Annotated in this window: 14 protein-coding genes; 6 read left to right on the top strand and 8 right to left on the bottom strand. The window is 71.9% G+C overall.

What is annotated here, in order from left to right; all coding sequences use genetic code 11:
- Window positions 1–2: 2 nt before the first annotated feature.
- Window positions 3–1115 carry a diiron oxygenase gene (locus ACH41F_RS26980; RefSeq protein ID WP_391232823.1) on the bottom strand — a complete coding sequence of 371 codons (1113 nt, stop codon included), beginning with the start codon at window positions 1113–1115 and terminating at the stop codon, window positions 3–5.
- 89 nt (window positions 1116–1204) lie between these two features.
- Here ACH41F_RS26980 and ACH41F_RS26975 point away from each other — a divergent pair, with 89 nt between their 5' ends.
- The 4 genes from ACH41F_RS26975 (at window position 1205) to ACH41F_RS26960 (ending at window position 4401) form a co-directional block, all read left to right on the top strand.
- On the top strand, window positions 1205–2143 hold the full coding sequence (locus ACH41F_RS26975) for a diiron oxygenase (RefSeq protein ID WP_391232824.1): 939 nt from the start codon (window positions 1205–1207) through the stop codon (window positions 2141–2143).
- 100 nt (window positions 2144–2243) lie between these two features.
- Window positions 2244–2897, top strand: coding sequence for a TetR family transcriptional regulator (locus ACH41F_RS26970; protein ID WP_391232825.1), 654 nt, complete (start codon window positions 2244–2246; stop codon window positions 2895–2897).
- A gap of 10 nt (window positions 2898–2907) precedes the next feature.
- Window positions 2908–3219 (top strand): hypothetical protein, encoded by a 312-nt coding sequence (locus ACH41F_RS26965; protein WP_391232826.1) that lies wholly within the window; start codon window positions 2908–2910, stop codon window positions 3217–3219.
- A 102-nt stretch (window positions 3220–3321) separates the two neighbouring features.
- Window positions 3322–4401: an NlpC/P60 family protein gene (locus tag ACH41F_RS26960; RefSeq protein WP_391232828.1), complete on the top strand. Its 1080-nt coding sequence runs from the start codon at window positions 3322–3324 to the stop codon at window positions 4399–4401.
- Here the strand turns inward: ACH41F_RS26960 and ACH41F_RS26955 are convergent.
- From ACH41F_RS26955 to ACH41F_RS26935, 5 genes are read right to left on the bottom strand one after another with little or no spacing between them, the layout of a single operon-like run.
- Window positions 4380–5627 carry a styrene monooxygenase/indole monooxygenase family protein gene (locus ACH41F_RS26955; RefSeq protein ID WP_391232829.1) on the bottom strand — a complete coding sequence of 416 codons (1248 nt, stop codon included), beginning with the start codon at window positions 5625–5627 and terminating at the stop codon, window positions 4380–4382. The two genes, ACH41F_RS26960 and ACH41F_RS26955, sit on opposite strands and share 22 nt — an antisense overlap.
- Window positions 5628–5650: 23 nt before the next feature.
- Complete coding sequence (locus ACH41F_RS26950) at window positions 5651–6277, bottom strand: ATP/GTP-binding protein (RefSeq protein WP_391232831.1); 627 nt, start codon at window positions 6275–6277, stop codon at window positions 5651–5653.
- Complete coding sequence (locus ACH41F_RS26945) at window positions 6258–6665, bottom strand: DUF742 domain-containing protein (RefSeq protein ID WP_391232833.1); 408 nt, start codon at window positions 6663–6665, stop codon at window positions 6258–6260. Before ACH41F_RS26945 ends, ACH41F_RS26950 begins: the two co-directional genes overlap by 20 nt.
- Window positions 6662–7162, bottom strand: a complete 501-nt coding sequence (locus tag ACH41F_RS26940) for a roadblock/LC7 domain-containing protein (protein WP_391232834.1) — start codon at window positions 7160–7162, stop codon at window positions 6662–6664. The genes ACH41F_RS26945 and ACH41F_RS26940 overlap by 4 nt, the downstream gene beginning before the upstream one ends.
- Window positions 7159–9909, bottom strand: coding sequence for a nitrate- and nitrite sensing domain-containing protein (locus ACH41F_RS26935; RefSeq protein ID WP_391232835.1), 2751 nt, complete (start codon window positions 9907–9909; stop codon window positions 7159–7161). The genes ACH41F_RS26940 and ACH41F_RS26935 overlap by 4 nt, the downstream gene beginning before the upstream one ends.
- A gap of 369 nt (window positions 9910–10278) precedes the next feature.
- Here ACH41F_RS26935 and ACH41F_RS26930 point away from each other — a divergent pair, with 369 nt between their 5' ends.
- Entirely contained in the window at window positions 10279–11067 is a 789-nt protein-coding gene (locus ACH41F_RS26930; RefSeq protein WP_391232837.1) for a protein phosphatase 2C domain-containing protein, read from the top strand.
- Between the two features lie 25 nt (window positions 11068–11092).
- Here ACH41F_RS26930 and ACH41F_RS26925 read toward each other — a convergent pair whose 3' ends face one another.
- Window positions 11093–11587, bottom strand: a complete 495-nt coding sequence (locus ACH41F_RS26925; RefSeq protein WP_391232839.1) for a MarR family transcriptional regulator — start codon at window positions 11585–11587, stop codon at window positions 11093–11095.
- 239 nt (window positions 11588–11826) lie between these two features.
- Between ACH41F_RS26925 and ACH41F_RS26920 the strand changes: the two genes are divergently transcribed.
- Entirely contained in the window at window positions 11827–12636 is an 810-nt protein-coding gene (locus ACH41F_RS26920; protein ID WP_391232841.1) for a GH25 family lysozyme, read from the top strand.
- 112 nt (window positions 12637–12748) lie between these two features.
- Here ACH41F_RS26920 and lon read toward each other — a convergent pair whose 3' ends face one another.
- Window positions 12749–15169, bottom strand: a complete 2421-nt coding sequence (gene lon, locus ACH41F_RS26915) for an endopeptidase La (RefSeq protein ID WP_391232843.1) — start codon at window positions 15167–15169, stop codon at window positions 12749–12751.
- Between the last annotated feature and the right edge of the window lie 85 nt (window positions 15170–15254).

Genomic DNA, 15254 nt, shown 5'->3' with positions numbered 1-15254 from the left:
CCTCAGCCCTCCAGACGCCGGCCGTCCTCGATCGCCGCCGCCACCTCCCCCACCCGCTCCTGCTCCTCCGCCGCGAACCGCTCGGCGTCCAGTTTCTCGGCGATCTCCTCGTCCTGGGCCATCAGCAGGTCCAGGTTGGAGTCCCCCATCTCGAAGACGCCCATGTCGACGTAGGCCTGCTGGAGGCGCTTGCCCCACAGGCCGATGTCCTTGACACAGGGCACGATCCGGGAGAACAGCAACCGCCGGAACAGGGCGAGGAACTCGGACCGCTCGCTGAACTCCTCGGCCTCCGCGGTGGGGATGCCGAAGTTCTCCAGCACCTCCACCCCCCGCAGCCGGTCCCTCATGAGGTAACAGCCCTCGATGACGAACTCCTCGCGCTCGCGCAGTTCGGCGTCGCTGAGCTGCCGGTAGTAGTCCCTGAGCGCCATCCGCCCGAAGGCCACGTGCCGGGCCTCGTCCTGCATGACGTAGGCGAGGATCTGCTTCGGCAGGGGCTTGTCGGTGGTGTCGCGGATCATGCCGAAGGCGGCGAGGGCGAGCCCCTCGATGAGGACCTGCATCCCGAGGTACGGCATGTCCCAGCGGCTGTCGCGCAGGGTGTCGCCCAGCAGGGACTGGAGGTTGTCGTTGATCGGGTAGAGCATCCCGATCTTCTCGTGCAGGAACCGGCCGTAGATCTCCGCGTGCCGCGCCTCGTCCATCACCTGCGTCGCGGAGTACAGCTTGGCGTCCAGGTCGGGCACGGACTCCACGATCCGCGCCGCGCACACCATCGCGCCCTGCTCGCCGTGCAGGAACTGGCTGAACTGCCAGGAGGCGTAGTGCCGGCGCAGCTCGCCCCGGTCCCGGTCGGACATCTTGTCCCAGTACCTGGTGCCGTACAGGGACATGGCCTCGTCGGGCGTGCCGAGCGGGTCGTACGGGTCGACCTCCAGCTCCCACTCGATGCGCTTCTGCCCGTCCCACTGCTTGTCCTTGCCCTTCTGGTAGAGGGCGAGCAGACGGTCCCGGCCGTCGTCGTACTCCCAGCTGAACCGCGCCGCGCCGGTCGCCGGCACCTGCCAGTGAGGACCTTGCGGATCTGTTGCGTACAGGTCGAAAGTCGGCATGTCCCGCAGGCTCACACGGGGTAGACGCCGGGTCAACAAGTTGCGCGCGGGGGATTGACGGGCTTGCTGACAGGCAGTCTCATAACTCCATGACGACGTTGACGGACGCCGACGCGCTCGCGGGGCTGCGCGATGCGCTCGGCCTGCTCAAGGACCGGGAGCAGGTGGCCCAGCGGCTCCTCGACTCCTCCGCGAAGCACTCCTTCGACCCCGACAAGGAGCTCGACTGGGACACGCCCTTCGAGGAGGGCAAGTGGTTCTGGCCGCCCGAGCTGGTGTCGCTGTACGACACCCCGATGTGGAAGCGGATGGGCGAGGAGCAGCGGATTCTCCTCTCGCAGCACGAGGCGGCGGCGCTGGCCTCGCTCGGCATCTGGTTCGAGCTCATCCTCATGCAGCTGCTCGTCCGGCACATCTACGACAAGGCGGCGACGAGCGCGCACGTGCGGTACGCCCTGACCGAGATCGAGGACGAGTGCCGGCACTCGAAGATGTTCGCCCGGCTGATCTCCCACGGGGACACCCCCTGGTACCCGGTGAGCCGCGCCCATCAGAATCTCGGACGCCTTTTCAAGACGATCTCGACCACTCCCGGATCGTTCACCGCCACGCTGCTGGGCGAGGAGGTCCTCGACTGGATGCAGCGGCTGACGTTCCCGGACGAGCGGGTCCAGCCACTGGTCCGGGGCGTGACACGCATCCACGTGGTCGAGGAGGCCCGGCACGTGCGCTACGCCCGTGAAGAGCTGCGCCGCCAGATGGTGACCGCGCCGCGCTGGTCGCAGGAGTTCACGCGGGTGACGTCCGGGGAGTTCTCCCGGGTGTTCTCGGTGGCCTTCGTGAACCCCGAGGTCTACACGAACGTGGGCCTCGACCGGCGGGAGGCCGTGGCCCAGGTGCGAGCGAGCGGGCACCGGCGGGAGGTCATGCAGACCGGGGCGAAGAAGCTCACGGACTTCCTGGACGACATCGGCGTGCTGCGGGGCGTCGGACGACGGCTGTGGCGGTCCTCGGGGCTGCTGGCCTGATCGCCGGGCGCCCGCACCCGCCCGGGGACGCGGCGCGATGCCGGTGCGCGGGCGCGACCAGCCACAACGAACCCGCGCACGGCCGACTACCCTGCGAGGCATGACCCCGCCGGCCGCCTCCCCCGCCTACCGTCGCCTCAGTGTCGAGGAACGCCGCAGCCAGCTCCTCCAGGCCGCGCTGAACCTCTTCGCGCACCGCGTCCCCGAGGACGTGTCCCTCGACGACGTGGCCGAGGAGGCCGGGGTCTCCCGCCCCCTGGTGTACCGGTACTTCCCCGGCGGCAAGCAGCAGCTCTACGAGGCCGCCCTCAGGTCCGCCGCCGACGAGCTGGAACAGTGCTTCGACGAACCCCGCGAAGGGCCGCTGCTCACCCGTCTGTCCCGCGCCCTGGACCGCTACCTCGCCTTCGTCGACCAGCACGACGCCGGGTTCAGCGCACTGCTCCAGGGCGGCAGCGTGGTGGAGACCTCCCGTACGACGGCGATCGTGGACGGTGTCCGCAGGGCGGCGGCCGAGCACATCCTCAGCCACCTCGGAGCCACCGCGCCCGGCCCCCGGCTGCGCATGACCGTACGGATGTGGATCACGGCCGTGGAGGCGGCCTCCCTCATCTGGCTCGACGAGGACAAGCAGCCCCCGCTGGAGGAGTTGCGGGACTGGCTCATGGAGCAGTTCGTCGCCGTGCTGTCGGTGACCGCCCGGCGCGACGACGAGACGGCCGCGCTGGCGCAGGCCCTCGTGGCGGATGTCTGACACTGGTCCCGTGAAGAGCGAAGACACCCCCTTCGAGGGCGGCCCGATGGACGGCCGCGTCCTCCCGGTCCTGCTGGGCCCCACCGGGCACCCGCCCAAGCAGTACCGCATCCCGGTCCCGGCCCCGAACGGCGGCCCGCCGACCGTGCTGGTCTACAAGCGCGTCCCGCGCGGCCAGAGCAAGCGCCTCGGCCTCCAGCAGGGCTGGAAGTACGCCTACGACCCCGAGGGCCGGCCGAGCCGCCTGCGCTGGCCCTGGTCCAAGCCGGACGCCGGGCCCGACGCCACGCCGGGCGGCAAGCGGGAGGACACCGACGGGTGACGTGATTGCGCCGGACCGCCCACACCCGGCGCGCGCGTCCCGCCGGCCCGTCCCATGCTCGCGGTGCGGACAGAGGGGCTGTGCCGCACCGGAGGTGATGACGTGTCAGGAAGGCTGTTGCGTCTGGTGTGTACGGCGGCGGTGGCGGCCGGCGCGGTCCTTGCACCCGCGCCCGCGACCGCGGCACCGGAACCGGGCGACCGCGAACGCACCGTCGCCGAGTTGCTGACGGATCTTCAGCGGCTGTACCGGGAGGCCGAGCGGGCCACCGAGACGTACAACGCGACCGAGGAGAGGCTGCGCGAGCAGCAGGCCGAGGTACGGCGGCTCGACACCGCGCTCGCCCGCGCCCGGCTCTCCCTCCACGACAGCAGGGGCGCGGCCGGCCGGCTGGCCCGCCAGCAGTACCAGAACAGCACCGACATCTCCCCCTACGTCCGGCTGCTCCTTGCCCGCGACCCGCAGCACGCGCTCGACCAGGGCCATGTCATCGGCCAGTTGGCGCGGGAGCGGGCCGAGACGGTGGGCCGGCTGACCGGCAGCGAGAAGAAGGCCGACGGCCTGGCACGCCAGTCGCGCAAGGCCCTGGACGAGCGACTCGGCCTCGCCGCCCGGCAGAGGAAGGACCGGGACGGCGTGCGCAGGAAGCTGCACGCGGTCGAGGAGCTGCTCGCCTCCCTCACGCCGGAACAGCTGGACGCCGTCGAGGAGTTGGAGCGCGACGACGTCGCTAAGGCGCAGCGGGAGCTGGTCACCTCGGGCGCCCTGAGCAGCCGTGAGGACGAGCCGACTCGGGAGGGCGACCGGGCGGTGCGCTACGCCGTGCAGCAGCTCGGGAAGCCGTACGAGTGGGGCGCCGAGGGGCCCGAGTCGTACGACTGCTCGGGGCTGACGTCACAGGCCTGGGAGCACGCGGGCCTGTCGATCCCCCGCACCAGCCAGGAACAGTGGGCCCGGCTGCCGCGCGTCCCGCTGGACGAGCTGCGCCCCGGCGACCTGGTGGTCTACTTCCCGGACGCGACCCACGTGGCGATGTACCTGGGGGGCGGGAAGATCGTCCAGGCCCCGAGGGCGGGCGAGGAGGTCAAGGTGTCGCCTCTCGCCTCCCACCCGATCCTCGGAGCCGTACGTCCCGATCTGCGGCCTGATCTGCGGCCTGATCAGGACAGGGACGCCAGGTAGGCCGCCGTCTTCTCCGGCTCGTAGAAGAAGTTCTCGAAGTCGGACGGGTCGTTGAAGGCGTTGGCGAAGCGGTCCGCCGCGGGCTGGAGTTGGCCGGCGGCGCCGATGAGGTTCAGGATGTGCTCCGGCGGCGGCGCCAGCATGGCGTTCGTCCACTTGGTGACATGGCGGGCCGTGTCCCAGTAGCGGTCGAACGTGCCCTGCATCCACTCCTCGTCGAACTCCTTCTCGCCGCGTTCCAGGATCGAGGCGAGGTAGGAAGCGGCGCACTTGGAGGCGGAGTTGGAGCCCTGCCCGGTGATCGGGTCGTTGGCGACGACGACGTCCGCGACACCGAGGACCAGTCCGCCACCGGGGAGACGGCCGATGGGGTTGCGGACGGTGGGCGCGTACCGGCCGGCCAAGGTGCCGCCCGCGTCCGTGAGTTCGACCCGGGTGGCCCGCGCGTACTCCCAGGGCGTGTACGTCTCCATGAGTTCCAGGGTCAGGGAGAGGTGCTCGCCCGGGTCCTTGACGCCCTGGAAGACGTCGAGCGGGCCGCCCGGTATGCCCTCCCAGAACAGGATGTCGGCGCGCCCGGAGGTGGTGAGCGTCGGCATGACGAACAACTCGCCGACGCCCGGCACCAGGTTGCAGCGCACCGCGTCGTACTCGGGGTGCTCCGGCCGCGGGCCGAGGCCGTGGACGTAGGACACCGCCAGCGCCCGCTGCGGCTCGCTGTACGGCGACCGCGCCGCGTCCCGGCCGAACAGGGAGACCAGCTCGCCCTTGCCGGCCGAGACCAGCACCAGGTCGTACGTCCGGGCGAAGTAGTCGAGGTCGGAGACGGCCGCGCCGTGGATGACGAGCTGGCCGCCGCGCTGGGCGAAGGTCTCCATCCAGCCCGCCATCTTCACGCGCTGGTCCACCGACTGCGCGTACCCGTCGAGCCTGCCCACCCAGTCGATGGCACGGGCCGCGTGGCCCTCGGCCCAGGAGCCGGGGGCGGCGACCGAGACGCCGAGTCCCTCGATCTTCGGGGCCTGGGACTCCCAGAAGTTCAGCTGGAGGTCCCGCTCGTGCTGAAGTGCCGTGTGGAACATGCACTGCGTCGACATGACCCGGCCGGAGCGGATCTCGTCCGCCGTCCGGTTCGACATCAGGGTGACCTCGTACCCGTGCGACTGGAGTCCGAGGGCGAGTTGGAGACCGGACTGGCCGGCTCCGACGACGAGTATCTTCCGCATACGGGGGTGTTCTCCTACTCGGGCTACTCGGGTGTTTCGTCCAGCGCGTGGCCGACCAGCGACAGGAGCGTCTCGATCACCGAGATCCGGCGCCGCGCGTCCATGATCATGACAGGTATGTGCGCGGGGACGGTCAGCGCCTCCCGCACGTCCTCCGGTTCGAACAGCTCGCTGCCGTCGAAGTGGTTGACCGCGACGACGTACGGCAGTCCGCAGCTCTCGAAGTAGTCGAGCGCGGGGAAGCAGTCCTTCAGACGGCGGGTGTCGGCCAGCACGACCGCGCCGATCGCGCCGCGCACCAGGTCGTCCCACATGAACCAGAACCGCTGCTGCCCGGGCGTGCCGAACAGGTAGAGGACGAGGTCGTCGTCGAGCGTGAGACGGCCGAAGTCCATGGCCACGGTCGTGGTGAGCTTGCCGGGCGTGGCGGTGAGGTCGTCGGTCTCCTCGCTCGCCTCGGTCATCAGCGCCTCGGTCTGCAGGGGCGTGATCTCCGAGACGGCGGAGACGAGCGTGGTCTTGCCGACGCCGAAGCCGCCGGCCACGACTATCTTCGTGGCGATCGGGGCCCGGGTACGGTCCGTCTGCCAGGACTTCAGGTCCTCGTCGGTGTCCTGCACCACGGTGTCCTCAAAGACGACGGAGTCCACTCAGCACCCTTTCGAGCAGAGCGCGGTCCGGGCGGCCGGTGCCATGACCGGTTCCGGTGCCGTACACACGGATCTTTCCCTGGTCCGCGAGGTCGCTCAGGAGCACGCGGACCACGCCGAGCGGCATCTTCAGCAGCGCGGCGATCTCGGCCACCGTGCGCATCCGGCGGCAGAGTTCGACGATGGCCCGCAGCTCCGGCATCACCCGGGTGTTGAGGGAACCATTCGCCAGTTCCTTGCGCTCCTCGGGCGCCTCCAGGGCGGCGACGAACGTCTCCACCAGCAGGACGTGCCCGAAGCGGGTCCGGCCGCCGGTGAGCGAGTAGGGGCGCACACGGGCGGGTTTGCGGTCGCCGCCGCGGACGGGGAGGGTCGGCCGGTCGGTCATCGGGTGCTCCCCGTGCTCTCGGTCTCCAGTGACTGCCGTAGCTCACTGCGGAGTTCGGGGGTCAGGACATGACCGGCGCGGCCCACGAACAGGGCCATGTGGTACGCCACCACGCTCATGTCGCAGTCCGCGGAGCCGTGCACACCGAGCAGCGAGCCGTCGCTGATCGACATCACGAACAGACTGCCCTCGTCCATCGCGACCATGGTGTGCCTCACCCCGCCGAACTCCATGAGCTTGGCGGCCCCGATGGTGAGGCTGCCGATGCCGGAGACGATGGTGGCGAGGTCGGCGGAGGAGCCGCGGGGCCCCTTGGGGGTGGCGCGGGTCCGGCGGGCCTCGTCGTTCTGGCCGGGGTCGGAGGAGAGCAGGAGCAGGCCGTCGGAGGAGACGACCGCGACCGACTGGATGCCCGGCACCTCCTCGACCAGGTTCGTCAACAACCAGTGCAGGTTGCGGGCTTCACTGCTCAGTCCGAAGGTACTGGGCGCGGTCAACTGCTTGCCTCCTCGGGAGTGCCCCCCGTGGCTTCTGCGGCAGGTGCGGGCGGTGCCGTCTGCCCCGTCTGTTCGGCGATCTCTGCTTCCACGTCGCGGTAACCCGCCTCCGCCCCCCGGCGGAAGCCGCCGAGCCGACGGCGCAGGGCCTCGGCATCGACGGACGCGGTGCGCTGACGCGGGGTCTCGGGCTGTGCGGTGATCTTCGGGGTGCGCTTGGGGAGGCCCTTCGCGGTGAGCTGGTCCTCGTCCGGGGTGCGCTCGTGTTCCGTCTCGGCTTCGCCCTCGACGGGGTCGTCCTCGCCCTCGACGGGTTCGTCCCCGCCTTCGACGAGGTCGGCCTCGCCCGTACCGCTGTCGTCGTCGGGCGCCGGGGGCCCGTGCGGGGGGTCCTCGTCGTCGGCGACCGCGGGTGCGGGCGTGGTCGTGTCGGGGACCGGGGCCAGGAGTTCCATCGTCGTCTCGGCCGGCGACTCCGCCCGCTCGGCCGGCGACTCCTCCCGCTCCCGCACCGCCTTCTCCGCCAGCGCCACCAGAGCGTCCCCGGCCGTCGTACGGCCCGGCAGGACGTTGGAGTTGGCCTCCGCGTCGGCGCCCGGGAGGGAGAAGGCGGGGGTGGTGGAGGAGTGCGGGGCGGCCGACGGGACCGCCGCGGACGGGGCCGGTGCCAGCAGGCCCTTCGGCAGCACGACCACCGCGGCGATGCCGCCCTGCTTCTGCTCGCGCAGCTGGACGCGGACGCCGTGCCGGTGGGCGAGGCGGGCCACGACGTACAGGCCGAGACCGAGCCCCTCCTCGCCCTCCTGGTCGTAGGGGGAGTCGGGGTCGAAGTCGGCGAGGCGGGAGTTGAGGCGGGCCAGCCGCTCCTCGGTCATGCCGATGCCCTCGTCCTGGACGGAGAGCATCACCTCGCCGCTCTCCAGAAGCCAGCCGGAGACCTCGACGGGCATGTCCGGCGGGGAGAACGAGGTGGCGTTCTCCAGCAGCTCGGCCAGCAGGTGGGACAGGTCGTCGGCCGCGAAGCCCGCCACGTGCGCGTGCGGCGGCAGGGCGGCGATACGGACGCGCTCGTACCGCTCGATCTCGCTGACCGCGGCCCGTACGACGTCCACCAGCGGGACCGGGCCCGCGTGCTGCTGGACGTGCTCGGTGCCGGCGAGGACCAGGAGGTTCTCGCTGTGGCGGCGCATGACGGTGGCGAAGTGGTCGAGCTTGAAGAGGGTGGCCAGGCGCTCGGGGTCCTGCTCGCGCTCCTCCAGGCCCTCGATGACGGCAAGTTGCCGCTCGACCAGGCCGAGGGTGCGCAGCGCGAGGTTGACGAAGGTGCCGCCGATGCTCTCCCGCAGCCGGGACAACTGGGCGGCGGACTCGGCGAGTTCGGCGCGCAGTTCCTCGCGGGCGTCGGCCATCTTCTGGCGCTGGCCGACCAGGTGCTTGCGGTCGGACTCGAGGGTGGCGACGCGCTCCCCGACGGCGACGGCGTGCGCGTGCAGGGCGTTGACGGAGCGGACGACCTGGGCGAACTCGTCGTTGCGGCCGGTGAACGTGACCGGTTCCTCGGCGCCCGGGTCCGCGGCCCCGGCGAGCCGGGCGGAGCCGCGGCGCAGGACGGACAGCGGCCGGGTCAGGCTGCGGGCCATGGCGGTGGCGACGCCGACGGCGAGCAGCATGAGGGCGCCCAGGATCGCGACGCGCAGCTCCAGCGCGGTGACGTCGTCGTCGCGGAGCTGGACGAGGTCCTCGGTGCGCTGGTGGTAGAGCGCGGACTCCACGCCGCGCATCAGGTCGACGCGGGCGGAGAGGGCGGCGTCGGCCTTCTTGGCGCTGGTGCCGAGTTCGTCGTCGGAGAAGGTGGCCTGGTCGGTGAGCGTGGCGAGGTACTTCTCGGCGGAGTTGACCTCGGCGCCGGTGACCGTGGAGTCGTAGCTGTCCTTCGCGGCCTCGGGGGCGGTGTCGTGGAAGTCGGCGAGGGCGGCGTCGGACCGCAGCCGGGCCTGCTGGGCGGCGGCCGTGAGCGCGTCGCGCTGCTTGGCGTCGGCGTCCGAGGAGGCGACGACGGTGGAGGCGATCCCGGTGAGGGGGTCGGTCACCGTCCGGGTGGTCCGCGGCACGTTGAGCGCCGCGAGGAGCAGTCCGCGGGTGGCTGCGGCCTGCTGCACGGCGGAGTCGAGCTCGGCGAGGGCGTGGGCGCCGGAGCCGGCCCGGGGCGGCATCTGTGCGGCGAGGCGCTCGGCGAGGCCGTGCAGTTCGTTGATGGCCGCGGAGTAGGACTGGTGGACCTCGAGGGCGCTGCTCTTGCCGGTGAGCGCCTCGCGCCGCAGGGCGGCGATGCCGTCGAGGTCGGTGCGCAGGTCGGCGGGGGTGTCGGTGTCGGCGCGCAGTTCCTCGACCTGGCGGTCGACGCGGGCGCCGCGCTGCTCGGAGGGCGCCTTGGACTTGGCGCGGCCGGCGGCGACGTAGGAGGTGACCTCGTCGCGCTCGTCGGCGAGCGAGTGGGCGAGGGCGAGCGCGTCCTGGGTCTGTTCGGCGAGCGTCACCAGGTCCTGGGAGTCGCTCAGTTGCCCGGAGGCGGTGAGGACGGAGGGGGTGCCGGCCGCGGCGATGGCGGCGGCCACCACGGCGACGGCGACGATGAGCCGGTTGCGTACATGGGTGGGGCGGCCCTTGCCGACGACGACGCCGTCGGTGGCGGTGGGTTCGGCGGGGGCCGTCTGCTTGCTCGTACGACGAGGCCGCGTCTTCTGCACCGGTGCTCGCATTCCTGACTCGTGTACCCATGGGCCCGGGTGACGCTCCGTCAACTGGAGTCACACACCGGGTACGTTTCCCGACCCTCCCAGTGCCGCTGGGCAGCGGGCGCGCATCACCCGACCCGCCACCCGAAGGAGTGAACCCCGGAGGGGAGTGGGCGGGCAAGTTCCGATGGCATGGTCAGCAGCCGTGCGCCGCGGGCCGGTTGGACGTTGCCGCCGACCGATGGCATTATCCGCCACCACGGTTTCCCCGAGTGCACCATTCACCCCCAAACCAGGCGCCTGACCTGCGCGGGTGCGCCGGTCCGGCAGGCATTGCCGGGCTTTGGCGAACTGTGTGAAGGGGTCGTGCAGACTGGCCGGATGCGTACGGAACTCATCTCGGAACCCGGTGACCGCGACCGCCCCAACGAGGACTTCGCGAGTGTCGCCGTCGCGGCCTCGGGACAGGGCGGGACGCTCGTGGTCCTGGACGGGGTCACACCACCGGCGGGTGAGACGGGGTGTCTGCATTCCGTTCCCTGGTTCACGGCGCGACTGGGTGGCGCACTGACCGAACTGACCGTTTCGCGCCCCGACGTTCCGCTGGCGGAGGCGTTGTCGCGCGCCCTCACACGTACCTCCGCGTCCCACGCGCACACCTGTGACCTTTCTCACCCGCGCACACCGCAGGCGACGGTGGTCCTCGCCCGGTGGTCGGCGCGGACGGTGGAATACCTGGTGCTGTCGGACTCGGCCCTGCTGCTGGAGTCGCCGGACGGCGTGGTGACGGCCGTCCTGGACGACCGCCTGTCCCGTCTCCCGCGCGCGGCCCTGGCGACCGACGCCCTGATCGACGCGACCCTGCGCAACAAGGAGGGCGGCTTCTTCACGGCCGCGGCGGACGCCTCGGTGGCGGCGCGCGCGGCGACCGGGGCGCTGCCGCGCACCTCGGTGCGCTCCCTGGCCGCGCTGACGGACGGGGCGAGCCGGTGGGTGGAAAAGTTCCGGGAGGGCGACTGGACGGACTGCTTCACGCTCGTGCGCAAGGCGGGGGCGCGGGCCCTGGTGGAGCAGGTGCGGGCCCGGGAGATCGCGGACGCGGAGGAACGGGCGTTCCTGGGCCGGAGCAAGACCCACGACGACGCGACGGTGGTGTTCGCGCAGCTGTGAGTCCGGGCGCCGGGGCGCGGTGCGGCTACTTCTCCATGCCCAGGTTCAACTGGTGCAGTAGCCGGGCGAGTTCGGAGACCTCTTGCGGGTTCCAGTCCGCGAGGCGGCCCGCGTACCGGGCCCGCCGGGCGTCGCGCACCCGGCCCACCCGCGAGCGTCCCTCCGCCGTCAGCTCGACGAGCCACGCCCGGCCGTCCGCCGGGTCGGGTGCGCGGGTGACGAGCCCGAGGTCCTCCAGGGCCCGCAACTGCCGGGACATGGTGGCCTTGCCGACGCCGATGTACGCGGCGAGTTCCGTGGCGCGCTGGCGGCCGTACTCGTCGAGCCGCACCAGCAGGCCGTACGCCGAGGACTCCAGGTCCGGGTGGACCTCGCGGGCCATCTCGCCCTGGCTGGCCCGGGCACGCCGCAGCAGCACGGTCAACTCGCGTTCCAACGCCAGGAATTCGGGCTGGTTCACCACACTCCCGGACGGCGCGGACCCGCTCGCGTGTCCGCCGTCGTTCCCGTCTTCGCGCACGTCAGTCCCTGCCTCGGTTTTCCGGGTCATGAAAGTTTCCGCCACATGCCGTCATCGCCGCAGCTCGGTCAGTATTTCGCAGGTCAAGACCAACGGCAGCCTCCGGCCCCCCTTCCCTGTCCTTCTTCTCCGCGCGTAGCTTCCCTACCAGGCACTAGCTGGCATGGCCACGCCAGAATGCGCGTCGGCACCCCCCACACTCCCCCGCTCCCCCCACCACCGAGCCTTCGGAGGCACGCATGCCCGTGCACAGACCCGGATCGGTACGCCTCTTCCTCGCGGCCCTCGTCGCCCTCGCCGGGACCCTCCTCGCGGCCGCCCCCTCCCCCGCCGCCGACACCCCCGCCCGCGGCTCCGCCCACATGGGCGTCGGGGTCCTCGCCCACGACGGGCAGGACGGCGTCCCGCGCGAGACCCGCGCCGCCCAGACGGAGGGCGTCGACGTCTCCAGCCACCAGGGCAACGTCGCCTGGTCCACCCTGTGGAGCAGCGGGGTGAGGTGGGCCTATACGAAGGCGACCGAGGGGACGTACTACACCAACCCCTACTTCGCCCAGCAGTACACCGGCGCGTACAACGTCGGCATGGTCCGCGGCGCCTACCACTTCGCCACCCCCGACACCGCGAGCGGCGCGACCCAGGCCAACTACTTCGTCGACCACGGCGGCGGCTGGTCCCGGGACGGCCGGACCCTGCCGGGCGCGCTCGACATCGAGTGGAACCCCTACGGCGCCTCCTGCTACGGCAAGACGCAGAGCGCGATGGTGACGTGGATCCGGGACTTCCTCACCCAGTACCGGGCCCGTACCGGGCGCGACGCCGTCATCTACACCGCCACCAGCTGGTGGACCGAGTGCACGGGGAACTACGGGGGGTTCGCCGCCGCCAACCCGCTGTGGATCGCGCGGTACGCGTCGACCGTCGGGACGCTGCCGGCCGGCTGGGCTTACCACACCATGTGGCAGTACACCTCCTCCGGCCCGACCGTGGGTGACCACGACAAGTTCAACGGGGCCCTCGACCGGGTCGTCGCCCTCGCCAACGGCTGACCCCACCGGCACGCACGGCGAAGGCCCGGGCCTCCCTCACGAGAACCCGGGCCTTCCCCTCATCCGATGACGTCCGTCACGCCGCCACCGGACGTCACGCGGCGCGCGGACGTCACGCCGCCACCGGCACCTCCGGCGCCGCCTCGCTCGTCGCCGGGGACAGCGCCAGCTCCAGGACCTGGCGGACGTCGGTCACGGCGTGCACGTCGAGCTTGTCCAGCACCTCCGCCGGGACGTCGTCCAGGTCGGGCTCGTTGCGCTTGGGGATGACGACGGTGGTGACGCCCGCCCGGTGCGCGGCCAGCAGCTTCTGCTTGACGCCGCCGATCGGCAGGACCCGGCCGGTCAGCGAGACCTCGCCGGTCATCGCCACGTCGGTCCGCACGAGGCGCCCGCTGAGCAGCGAGGCCAGGGCCGTCGTCATCGTGATGCCCGCGCTCGGGCCGTCCTTGGGCACCGCGCCGGCCGGGAAGTGGATGTGCACGCCCCGGTCCTTCAGGTCGCCCACCGGCAGCTCCAGCTCCGCGCCGTGCGAGCGCAGGAAGCTGAGCGCGATCTGCGCGCTCTCCTTCATCACGTCGCCGAGCTGACCGGTCAGGGTCAGGCCCGCCGCGCCCGTCTCCGGGTCCGCGAGGGACGCCTCGACGAAGAGCACGTCACCGCCGGCCCCCGTGACCGCGAGGCCCGTCGCCACGCCCGGCACCGCCGTACGGCGCTCCGCCGGGTCCTGCGCCGACTCCGGGACGTGGTGCGGCCGCCCGATCAGGCCGCGCAGCTCCTCGTCCGTGACCGTGAACGGCAGCTCCCGCTCGCCCAGTTCGTGCTGGGCCGCGACCTTGCGCAGCAGCCGGGCGATGGACCGCTCCAGGGTGCGCACGCCCGCCTCGCGGGTGTACTCGCCGGCGAGCTTGCGCAGGGCGCTCTCGTCGAGAGTCACCTCGTCCTTGTCCAGGCCCGCCCGCTCCAGCTGGCGCGGGAGCAGGTGGTCGCGGGCGATGACGACCTTCTCGTCCTCGGTGTAGCCGTCGAGGCGGACCAGCTCCATCCGGTCCAGCAGGGCCTCCGGGATGGCCTCCAGGACGTTGGCGGTGGCGAGGAAGACCACGTCCGACAGGTCGAGTTCGACCTCCAGGTAGTGGTCGCGGAAGGTGTGGTTCTGCGCCGGGTCCAGGACCTCCAGGAGAGCCGCCGCGGGGTCGCCGCGGAAGTCGGAGCCCACCTTGTCGATCTCGTCCAGCAGCACCACCGGGTTCATGGACCCGGCTTCCTTGATCGCCCGCACGATCCGGCCGGGCAGCGCGCCGACGTAGGTGCGCCGGTGGCCGCGGATCTCGGCCTCGTCGCGCACACCGCCGAGGGCGACCCGGACGAACTTGCGCCCCATGGCGTGCGCGACCGACTCGCCCAGCGAGGTCTTGCCGACGCCGGGCGGGCCGACGAGGGCGAGCACGGCACCGCCGCGCCGGCCGCCGACGACCCCGAGCCCCCGGTCGTTGCGCCGCTTGCGCACCGCCAGGTACTCGGTGATCCGCTCCTTCACGTCCTCCAGGCCCGCGTGCTCGGCGTCCAGGACCGCCTTGGCGCCCTGGATGTCGTACGCGTCCTCGGTCCGCTCGTTCCACGGCAGTTCGAGCACGGTGTCCAGCCAGGTCCGGATCCACGAGCCCTCGGGCGACTGGTCGCTGGACCGCTCCAGCTTGTCGACCTCCTTGAGCGCGGCCTCGCGGACCTTCTCCGGCAGGTCGGCGGCCTCCACCCGCGCGCGGTAGTCGTCGGACTCCTCCGCCGCGTCCTTGGAGTCGCCGTTGAGCTCCCGCAGTTCCTTGCGCACGGCCTCCAGCTGACGGCGCAGCAGGAACTCGCGCTGCTGCTTGTCGACGCCCTCCTGGACGTCCTTGGCGATGGTCTCGGCGACGTCCTGCTCGGCGAGGTGGTCGCGCAGGTGCTGGGTGGCGAGCTTGAGCCGGGCGACCGGGTCGGCGGTCTCCAGGAGCTCGACCTTCTGGTCGGTGCTCAGGAACGGCGAGTAGCCGGAGTTGTCGGCCAGCGCGGAGACGTCGTCGATGGCCTGGACGCGGTCCACGACCTGCCAGGCGCCGCGCTTGCGCAGCCAGGCGGTGGCGAGGGCCTTGTACTCCTTGACCAGTTCGGTGACATGGCCCGGCAGCGGCTCGGGCACGGTCTCGTCGATACGGACCCCCTCGACCCAGAGGGCGGCGCCCGGTCCGGTCGTCCCCGCACCGATCCTCACCCGCCCCCGGCCGCGGATCAGGGCGCCCGGGTCGCCGTCGGCCAGCCGGCCGACCTGCTCGACGGTGCCGAGGACGCCGGTGCCCGGGTAGCTGCCGTCGATGCGTGGCACCAGCAGCACCCTGGGCTTGCCCGGTTCCGACCGGGCGGCGGCCTGGGCGGCCTCCACCGCGGCGCGTACATCGGCGTCGCTCAGGTCGAGCGGGACCACCATGCCGGGCAGCACGACCTCGTCGTCGAGCGGCAGCACAGGCAGAGTGAGCGGTGTGGACGTCGAAGCCATGATCTCCCCTTCGGCATTCAAGTTGAGCTATGCCGACTCAATGCACGTGAGTCGCTGAATGTTCCCCGGGGGGCGTTCGCTGTGA

Origin of the sequence: Streptomyces sp. NPDC020489, from assembly GCF_044386545.1 — a bacterium.
Lineage (GTDB): Bacteria > Actinomycetota > Actinomycetes > Streptomycetales > Streptomycetaceae > Streptomyces.
Note: the sequence above shows the minus strand (reverse complement) of the source record. Positions and strands in the feature narration are given on the sequence as shown.

What these genes read in the sequence shown, in the direction of transcription:
- ACH41F_RS26980 (WP_391232823.1), bottom strand. Translation starts at nt 1,115, where the DNA reads ATGCCGACTTTCGACCTGTACGCAACAGATCCGCAAGGTCCTCACTGG.
- ACH41F_RS26975 (WP_391232824.1), top strand. Translation starts at nt 1,205, where the DNA reads ATGACGACGTTGACGGACGCCGACGCGCTCGCGGGGCTGCGCGATGCG.
- ACH41F_RS26970 (WP_391232825.1), top strand. Translation starts at nt 2,244, where the DNA reads ATGACCCCGCCGGCCGCCTCCCCCGCCTACCGTCGCCTCAGTGTCGAG.
- ACH41F_RS26955 (WP_391232829.1), bottom strand. Translation starts at nt 5,627, where the DNA reads ATGCGGAAGATACTCGTCGTCGGAGCCGGCCAGTCCGGTCTCCAACTC.
- ACH41F_RS26945 (WP_391232833.1), bottom strand. Translation starts at nt 6,665, where the DNA reads ATGACCGACCGGCCGACCCTCCCCGTCCGCGGCGGCGACCGCAAACCC.
- ACH41F_RS26930 (WP_391232837.1), top strand. Translation starts at nt 10,279, where the DNA reads ATGCGTACGGAACTCATCTCGGAACCCGGTGACCGCGACCGCCCCAAC.
- ACH41F_RS26920 (WP_391232841.1), top strand. Translation starts at nt 11,827, where the DNA reads ATGCCCGTGCACAGACCCGGATCGGTACGCCTCTTCCTCGCGGCCCTC.
- lon (WP_391232843.1), bottom strand. Translation starts at nt 15,169, where the DNA reads ATGGCTTCGACGTCCACACCGCTCACTCTGCCTGTGCTGCCGCTCGAC.